Here is a 7,515-nt window from a genome sequence, read left to right on the forward strand (position 1 = left end):
TCGACACCTCAGGTCGATGCGTCCGTACCGTCGTCTCTCCTCGGGCGCAGTGGCATGAGCACCCAGCTCGCGACCCGGCTGGTCGAGTTCGTCGAGGCGCTTCGCGCCAAGGGCGTCAACGCCGGCCCCAGCGAGTCGATCGACGCCGCCGACGTCATGCGCGTGCTGGGGCTCGACGACCGCGACCTCCTGCGGGAGGGCCTCGCCGCCGCGCTGGTGCGACGCGGCGGGCAGCGCGACGTCTTCGACCAGACCTTCGACCTGTTCTTCCCCGTCGGCGTGGGCCGGCCCGAGGCCGCCCGCGATGTCGCCGAGAACCTCGACGTCCAGCAGATTCGCGAGCTCCTCCTCATGGCGCTGCTCGACCGCGACCCCCGCACATTGGCCCAGATCGCCGAGATCGCCGTCGACGTGCTGGGCGAGGTCGGACAGCCCGGCACCGACACCGCCGGCTGGTCGGCCTACCAGACGATCGACCGGCTCCAGCCCCAGACGCTGATCGCCGCCGCGATGGCCATGCGCCCCGGCGGCGGCAGCGGCAGCGGCGGCCAGGGCCTCGGCACCCAGTTCACCGACCGCCTCGCGCGCGACGAGGTGCGCCAGGGCGTGGAGGCCTTCCGCGAGATGGTGCAGGCCGAGGCGCGCCGCCGGTCCGCCGAGCTCCGCGGACGCGAGCTCGTGGCCCGCCACGCCGTTCGCACCTCGAGCGACCGCGTCGACTTCCTCAGCGCGAACCGCCAGCAGCTGGAGGAGCTGCGCCGCTCCGTGCGCCCCCTCGCGCGCGTCCTGGCCACGCGGCTGTCGGCGCGTCGCCGGCGTCGCCGTCGCGGCAAGATCGACATGCGCCGCACCCTGCGCCGCGCGATGGGCACCGGCGGCGTGCCGATGAGGCCCGTCTTCGAGAAGCCGCGCCCGACCCGCCCCGAGCTCGTGCTGCTGTGCGACGTCTCGGGCTCGGTGTCCGGCTTCTCGAGCTTCACGATGCTGCTCACGCAGGCGCTCAGCGCGCAGTTCAGCAAGATCCGCGTCTTCGCCTTCGTCAACGCGATGGCCGAGGTCACCGAGATCGTGCGCGACGGCGCGGTCGCCGGCGGCGGTGACATCGAGTCGCGGATCCGGGCCGAGGCCCGCATCACGAAGTGGCACACCAGCAGCGACTACGGCGAGGCCTTCCTGGACTTCCAGGAGTTCTTCCTCGACGCGGTCGGTCCGCGCACGGCCGTGCTGATCCTCGGCGATGCCCGCAACAACAACCAGAATCCGCGGTTCGACGCCCTCCACGAGATCGCGATGCGGTCGCGTCGGACGTACTGGCTGAACCCCGAGCACCACACCCGCTGGGGCCTCGGCGACTCCGAGGCGCTCGCGTACGCCGAGATCGTTCCGATGCACGAGTGCGCCAACGTGGATCAGCTGACGCACTTCGTGACACGATTGCTTCCTGTCTGAGCGAAGGAGGGAGCCCATGCGCTCACTGACCCGTCTTGCGGTGCTGCCGGTACTGGCACTTGCCCTGGCCGCGTGCGGCTCGTCCGGGGACGACTCCCCCGGCAGCGGCGCCGCCACGTCGGCCACTCCCGCGCCCAGCCGCGGCGTCCCGCCCGGCGTCGAGGAGACGCTCGACTCCCCCGCTGGCGTCGCGGTTGGCGAGGACGGCCAGATCCACGTGATCACCTACGGCAGCAGCACGAACCCGGCCGTGGTCCACCAGGTCAACGCCGAGGGCCAGAAGGTCGTCGTCCAGGTGAGCCCGGAGGAGGGCCGGCCCGCGACGATGGACTACGTCCCCACCACCTCCACGTTCGAGCTCCCGGAGGGCGTCGACGAGGACGAGCCCGTGACCTTCGTCCTCGGCGCGTTCGGAAGCGTGGTCCTCGACTCGATCGAGCCCGGCCAGCAGGCCTGGATCGAGCGCGAGGAGTGACGGGCGGTCAGCGCACCCGCGCGGGAGACCTCTCCCGGCGCAGCAGCTGGCCGAGTGCCCGCTGGACGGGCTGCTGACCGAGCAGCACTCCCACCAGCACGAGCAGCATCCCGATCGCCTGGACGGGTCCGAAGACCTCGTGCGCGAGCGCGACGCCCAGCACGGTGCCCGAGACGGGGTTCAGCAACCCGATGAGGGACACCGACGCGGCCGGCATCCGCTGGAGGCCACGGAACCAGACGTAGTTCGCCAGGCCCGTGGCCACCAGGCCGATGTAGAGGAACCCGAGCACGGCGGGACCGTCGACGGCCGGCGGCCGTCCCTCGACGACGAGCGCCACCGGGAGCAGGAGCAGCCCTCCGGCGACGAGCTGCCAGGCGGTCAGCGTCAGCAGGTCCACCGGGGCCGTCCAGCGCTTCAGCAGCACGTAGCCGAAGGACGACATCACGACGGCGCTGAGCGAGGCGGCGACCCCGAGCATGTCGACGGCGAACCCCGCCCGGAGCACGAGCAGCGCGACCCCGGCGATCCCGAGCACGGCGGCGCCCAGCGAGGTCAGCCGCGGCCTCTCGGCGATCAGCAGCCACGCCACCAGCATCATCGCGATCGGCGCGGTGGCGGTGAGCGTGGCGGCCATGCCGCTGGGCAGGCGGTACGCAGCGACGAAGATCAGCACGAAGAAGGCACCGATGTTCAACGTTCCCAGCACGAGCGACTTCCACCACCACGATCCCGTGGGCAGCGTGGGACGCAGCGCGAGCAGCAGCAGACCGATCGGCAGCGCACGCATCAGCGCGGCGAACAGGGGCCGGTCGGGCGGGAGGAAGGCACTGGTGACGTAGTAGGTCGATCCCCACGCGATGGGCGCGATCGCCGTCAGCAGGGGCGTGCTCCATCTCGGGTCCACTCAGATCACAAGCCCGTCCGGGGCCGGCGTATTCCGCTCAGACGTCCCGCCGCTCGACCTCCTCGGCGAGATCGCGGAAGTGCCTGCGGGCGAAGGAGGCGAATTGCTCCACCTCGACATGGGGATGGGCGTGGGGCCACGCCAGCGAGACCTCCACCAGCGGCGCGTCCGAGATCGGCAGGTACCGCACTTCGGGGTGGGGATAGCTGTAGGCGGAGGTCAGCGGCGTGAGACCGACGAAGTCCTGCAGCGTGATGCGGGTCAGCCACTCGTCGATCGTCTCGACCTCCACGGTGGTCGGGACGATGCCCAGGCCCTCCCAGAGCCGTGGCGTCACGGTGGACGCGGTCGAGCCCAGCGCCACCCGCTCGCGGGCCAGATCGGCCAGGGTGACGCTCGACCGTTCGGCGAGATGACCGTGCACCGACACCGCCGCCAGCAGGCTCTCGGTGTAGAGGTGGGCCGTGTCGTACCGTCCGAGATCGACCTCCTCCGGAAGCACCGTCCGGCAGATCGCCGCGTCGATCGCCCCGGAGTCGAGGTCGCGGAAGGGCTCGGTGGTCCGGACGATCGACAGCTCCGCGCGGTCGGCGTGGCGCCAGGATGTGAGCAGCGGGGCGGTCTGGGCGCCGAACGCGGCCCAGGTCCATCCGAGCCTCAGGGTTGCGGCGCCCTCGGCGGTGACGGCGGCCAGCGCCCGGTCGAGTCGCGCGAGGATCGCCCGCGCCTCGAGCGCGAGGGACTCGCCGGCAGGTGTCAGTGCGACGTGTCGCGTGGTGCGCTCCACGAGCCGGCGTCCGACCAGCTCCTCCACCTGCGACACGGTGCGCGAGAGGGTCGGCTGGGAGACGCCGAGGAGCGCGGCGGCGGCGGTGAAGCTGCCCTCCTCCGCGACGGCCACGAGTGTGCGGAGATGACGCAGCTCCAGACTCATGCGTGGAGCGTATCGCTGTGATCCGTCGCGCACTTCTCGCGCCGGGAGAACGGGCCTAGATTGGCGCTCGTGAAGGCGAGTCGGCGCGCAGGGACGGTGGCGTACGTGACCGTCGGCGTGATCTGGGGCATGACGTTCCTGTTCATGCGGTGGGCGACCGATGTCGTGAGCCCGGCGCAGACCGCTCTCATCCGCGTGGTGTTCGGCGCACTGCCCGTCGCCGTCTACGCGCTGGTACGCGGTCACCTGAGCTGGAGTCACTGGCGCCATGCCCACCACTTCCTGGCGATGTCGATCTTGGCGGCCGCGTTCTACTACTACGCGTTCGCGGTCGGCACCACGTTGCTCGAGACAGGCATCGCCGGAGCGCTGACGGGGACGATCCCGCTGTTCGCGACGGTCAGCGCCAGCCTCATGCTCGCCGACGAGCGGATGAACAGGGGGCGTGCGGTGGGTCTCGTCGCCGGTGTGGGCGGCGTGGTGCTGCTGGCGCAGCCCTGGGATGCCGGCTCCGTCGACCTGGCCGGAGTCGGGTGGATGCTCGCCGGCTGCGTCTTCGTCGGGCTGTCGTTCCCGTACGCGCGGCGGTTCATCACACCGCTCGAGATCCATCCGTCGGCCGCGACCACCTACCAGCTCGTGCTCGGCGGCATCCTGCTCCTCGTCGTCGTCGACCTGGACGGCATCACCGACGTCGCGGACGACCCGAAGGCGCTCCTCGGTACGGTCCTCGGGCTGGGACTGCTGTGCACCGGGATCGCGTTCATCCTCTACTACGTCATGGTCGACGGGCTGGGCGCCGCGACGGCCTCGACCTCGTCCTACCTGCCCCCCGCCGTGGCGATGGTCGTCGGCATCGTCGCGCTCGACGAGCCGATCCATGCGAGCGCTCTCGCTGGGCTCACGCTCATCGGCCTCGGTGCCTTCGTGTCGCACCGCTTCGGCACGGCCATCGACCGCACGCCCGTCGAAGTGGTCGTGCCCGAGCGCTGAGCCTACGATCGGCCCATGGTGCGACTGACCGCGATCCACGCCGACATCACGACCCTCGAGGTCGACGCGATCGTGAACGCCGCCAACTCGGCGATGCGGGGCGGCGGCGGGGTGGACGGGGCGATCCACGCCGCGGGCGGCCCGGCGGTGCTCGCCGACTGCATCGCCCGGTTCCCCGACGGGCTGCCCACGGGCGACGCCGGCTGGACCTCCGCCGGCGACCTCCCCGCACGCTGGATCATCCACACGGTGGGCCCGAACCGGCACGCGGGGCAGACCGACCCCGCACTGCTGGAGTCCTGCTACCGCGGCTCCCTCGAGATCGCGGACCAGCTCGGGGCGCGCGAGGTCGCGTTCCCGCTGGTGGGTGCCGGCGTCTACGGCTGGTCGAAGGCCGAGTCGGTCGCGGCCGCCGTGCGTGCGGTCCGCTCAGGCTCCACGGACGTGGAGCACGTGATCCTGGTCGGGTACGACGCGGCGGCGCAGCGGGAGATCGAAGCCGCGCTCGCGGCCACCGACGAACCGGGTTGACTGTCCCCATGCCGACCCGACTGCTGCTGATCGCGGACACCCACCTGCCCAAGCGGGCGAAGCAGCTCCCCGCGCAGGTGTGGGACGCGGTGGACGTGGCCGACGTCGTGCTCCATGCCGGCGACTGGGTGGACGTGGCCACGCTCGACGACCTCGAGGCCCGAGCGAAGCGGCTCGTCGCGGTCTACGGGAACAACGACCACGGCGAGTTGCGTGAGCGCCTGCCGCTCGTGGCCCGGGCCGAGATCGACGGCGTCCGGTTCGCAGTCGTGCACGAGACGGGCGCGTCGCAGGGTCGCGAGGCCCGGTGCAGCGCGGAGTACCCCGACGTGGACGTCCTCGTGTTCGGCCACAGCCACATCCCGTGGGACACCACCACCGGGACCGGGCTCCGCCTGCTGAACCCCGGCTCCCCCACCGACCGGCGCCGCCAGCCGTTCTGCACGTACATGACGGCGGTGGCCGACGCGGGCGTCCTGCGCGACGTCGAGCTGCACGAGCTGCCACCGAGGACGCCGGCGCGGGCGCGATGACCGAGCTCCTCCTCGTGCCCAGTCCTCTCCTCGGGCCCGCCACCTGGCGGCCGGTGGAGGCCTGGCTGCACGACCGAGGCCAGGGCGCCACGGTGGTGGACTTCGGCTCTGAGCCGCGCACCCCGCAGCGGATTCTCGACGCGGTCGTCCGCGCGGCTCCATCAGGACCGGTCACTCTGGTCCCGCACAGCAACGCCGGTCTCTACGCCCCTCGGCTCGGCACCCTCCTGGACGTGGAGCGCACCGTCCACGTCGACGCAGCCCTGCCTGCCGCCGACGACCCGGAGTCGAGGCTCGCCCCGGACCAGTTCCTCGCCTTCCTCCGAGGCCTGGTCGAGCCGGACGGCCGCCTGCCCCGGTGGACCGACTGGTGGCCCGACACCGCCGACCTGTTCCCCGACGACCACGCCTTCGAGACGGTCGCGTCCGAGCAGCAGCGGCTGCCCCTGTCGTACTTCACGAGCAGCGTGCCGGTCCCCCGCGGATGGTCCGAGCGCCCGGCGGCGTACCTCGCCTTCGGCGACACGTACGCGGCGGAACGCCGGTTCGCGCAGGAGAACGGCTGGCCCACGACGACCATCGATGGCGGGCACCTCCACCAGCTGGTCGATCCGGCTGCCGTGGGCGCCGCCATCCTGGAACTGATCGACCGCACGAATTCTGTCGGTGGCGCCCACTAAGTTGGGTGCATGGAGTTCAACCGGGCGATCACCGCAGGCGATGCGGTGCGGCGCGCGCGGGCGATCGCCGAGTTCGAGGAGTGGGAGTTCGTCGTCCACTTCCACGCCAAGCGAACCGCCGAGATCGACCGCACCGACGACATCCTCCTGTCGAAGGATCTGGGGCGTCGCGAGGTCACGCTCGAGCTCGCCCAGGCACTGCATGTCAGCGAGCAGCACGTGTGGGCTCTGGTCCACGAAGCCTCCACGATCACCGACAGGACCCCGCAGGTGTGGGAGTCGTTCCGCGAGGGCGACATCGACTCCGTGCGGGTCTCGGCGATCGCGGCCACGGCGGAGAAGCTGCAGACCCCCGAGGCGCTCACGGTGCTGGAGCGCTCGGCCCCCGAGTACGCGGCCACCCACACGATCGCCGAGCTGAGGGCCTGGCTGCGCCGGCTCCGTGCGCGGCTCGAGCCGCAGGAGGTGAGCGCCGAGACCGCGCGCGCCACCGAGGACCGTCGCGTGTCAATCACGCACAACGACGACGGCACCTCGTGGTTGAACGCGCTGCTGCCCACCGGTGGCGCCATCGTCATCGGCGACCGCCTGCGCCGCGCGGCCCGGGCCGTGCCGGCGGTCGACCCGGAGACGGGCGAGAAGGACCGCCGCACCCGCGACCAGAAGCAGGCCGACCAGCTCGTCGGTTGGCTCACGTCGTGCACGGGACCCGCCGACATCCGCGCCGAGATCGCGATCAGCATCCCGGCCACCGACTTCATCGGCCTCACCGACGGCCCGGGCCTGACCCTAGACGGCGAGCCCGTCGGCGCCGAGTGGGTTCGCGAGCTCGCCCAGTCCGAGCACACCGTGTTCCGCAGACTGGTGCTCGACCCGATCGGCGAGGTCCTCGACACCACGGTCCTGGGCTACCGACCACCGGAGTCACTTCGCCAAGCACTGAGATGGCGAGACGGCACCTGCAGAGTCGCCGGCTGCCGTGCACCCGTCCACGAGACCGACCTCGACCACGC

At 71.7% G+C, this 7,515-nt stretch carries 9 protein-coding genes; 7 read left to right on the forward strand and 2 right to left on the reverse strand.

The window, feature by feature from the left end; all coding sequences use genetic code 11:
• The first annotated feature begins 54 nt into the window (after nucleotides 1-54).
• Nucleotides 55-1,449 (forward strand): VWA domain-containing protein, encoded by a 1,395-nt coding sequence (locus B5D60_RS16600; RefSeq protein ID WP_078701185.1) that lies wholly within the window; start codon nucleotides 55-57, stop codon nucleotides 1,447-1,449.
• Nucleotides 1,450-1,465: 16 nt separating this feature from the next.
• Nucleotides 1,466-1,924 (forward strand): hypothetical protein, encoded by a 459-nt coding sequence (locus B5D60_RS16605; protein ID WP_153303078.1) that lies wholly within the window; start codon nucleotides 1,466-1,468, stop codon nucleotides 1,922-1,924.
• 7 nt (nucleotides 1,925-1,931) lie between these two features.
• Here the strand turns inward: B5D60_RS16605 and B5D60_RS16610 are convergent, their stop codons facing one another.
• Nucleotides 1,932-2,831: an EamA family transporter gene (locus B5D60_RS16610; RefSeq protein ID WP_078701187.1), complete on the reverse strand. Its 900-nt coding sequence runs from the start codon at nucleotides 2,829-2,831 to the stop codon at nucleotides 1,932-1,934.
• A gap of 37 nt (nucleotides 2,832-2,868) precedes the next feature.
• Entirely contained in the window at nucleotides 2,869-3,765 is an 897-nt protein-coding gene (locus B5D60_RS16615) for a LysR family transcriptional regulator (protein WP_078701188.1), read from the reverse strand.
• Between the two features lie 69 nt (nucleotides 3,766-3,834).
• Between B5D60_RS16615 and B5D60_RS16620 the strand changes: the two genes are divergently transcribed.
• The 5 genes from B5D60_RS16620 to B5D60_RS16985 form a co-directional block, all read left to right on the forward strand.
• On the forward strand, nucleotides 3,835-4,758 hold the full coding sequence (locus B5D60_RS16620) for a DMT family transporter (RefSeq protein WP_172806399.1): 924 nt from the start codon (nucleotides 3,835-3,837) through the stop codon (nucleotides 4,756-4,758).
• A 15-nt stretch (nucleotides 4,759-4,773) separates the two neighbouring features.
• Nucleotides 4,774-5,289 carry a macro domain-containing protein gene (locus B5D60_RS16625; RefSeq protein WP_078701190.1) on the forward strand — a complete coding sequence of 172 codons (516 nt, stop codon included), beginning with the start codon at nucleotides 4,774-4,776 and terminating at the stop codon, nucleotides 5,287-5,289.
• Nucleotides 5,290-5,297: 8 nt separating this feature from the next.
• Complete coding sequence (locus B5D60_RS16630) at nucleotides 5,298-5,822, forward strand: metallophosphoesterase family protein (RefSeq protein WP_078701191.1); 525 nt, start codon at nucleotides 5,298-5,300, stop codon at nucleotides 5,820-5,822.
• Nucleotides 5,819-6,502 (forward strand): hypothetical protein, encoded by a 684-nt coding sequence (locus B5D60_RS16635; protein WP_078701192.1) that lies wholly within the window; start codon nucleotides 5,819-5,821, stop codon nucleotides 6,500-6,502. The genes B5D60_RS16630 and B5D60_RS16635 overlap by 4 nt, the downstream gene beginning before the upstream one ends.
• A gap of 9 nt (nucleotides 6,503-6,511) precedes the next feature.
• Nucleotides 6,512-7,515, forward strand: a 1,004-nt coding sequence (locus B5D60_RS16985; protein WP_078701193.1) for a DUF222 domain-containing protein, incomplete at its 3' end; no start/stop codon positions are given.

This window comes from Aeromicrobium choanae (genome assembly GCF_900167475.1).
GTDB classification, from domain to species: domain Bacteria; phylum Actinomycetota; class Actinomycetes; order Propionibacteriales; family Nocardioidaceae; genus Aeromicrobium; species Aeromicrobium choanae.

Coding starts and splice junctions, on each gene's coding strand:
- B5D60_RS16600 (WP_078701185.1), top strand. CDS start 55: ATGAGCACCCAGCTCGCGACCCGGCTGGTCGAGTTCGTCGAGGCGCTT.
- B5D60_RS16605 (WP_153303078.1), top strand. CDS start 1,466: ATGCGCTCACTGACCCGTCTTGCGGTGCTGCCGGTACTGGCACTTGCC.
- B5D60_RS16615 (WP_078701188.1), bottom strand. CDS start 3,765: ATGAGTCTGGAGCTGCGTCATCTCCGCACACTCGTGGCCGTCGCGGAG.
- B5D60_RS16625 (WP_078701190.1), top strand. CDS start 4,774: ATGGTGCGACTGACCGCGATCCACGCCGACATCACGACCCTCGAGGTC.
- B5D60_RS16630 (WP_078701191.1), top strand. CDS start 5,298: ATGCCGACCCGACTGCTGCTGATCGCGGACACCCACCTGCCCAAGCGG.
- B5D60_RS16635 (WP_078701192.1), top strand. CDS start 5,819: ATGACCGAGCTCCTCCTCGTGCCCAGTCCTCTCCTCGGGCCCGCCACC.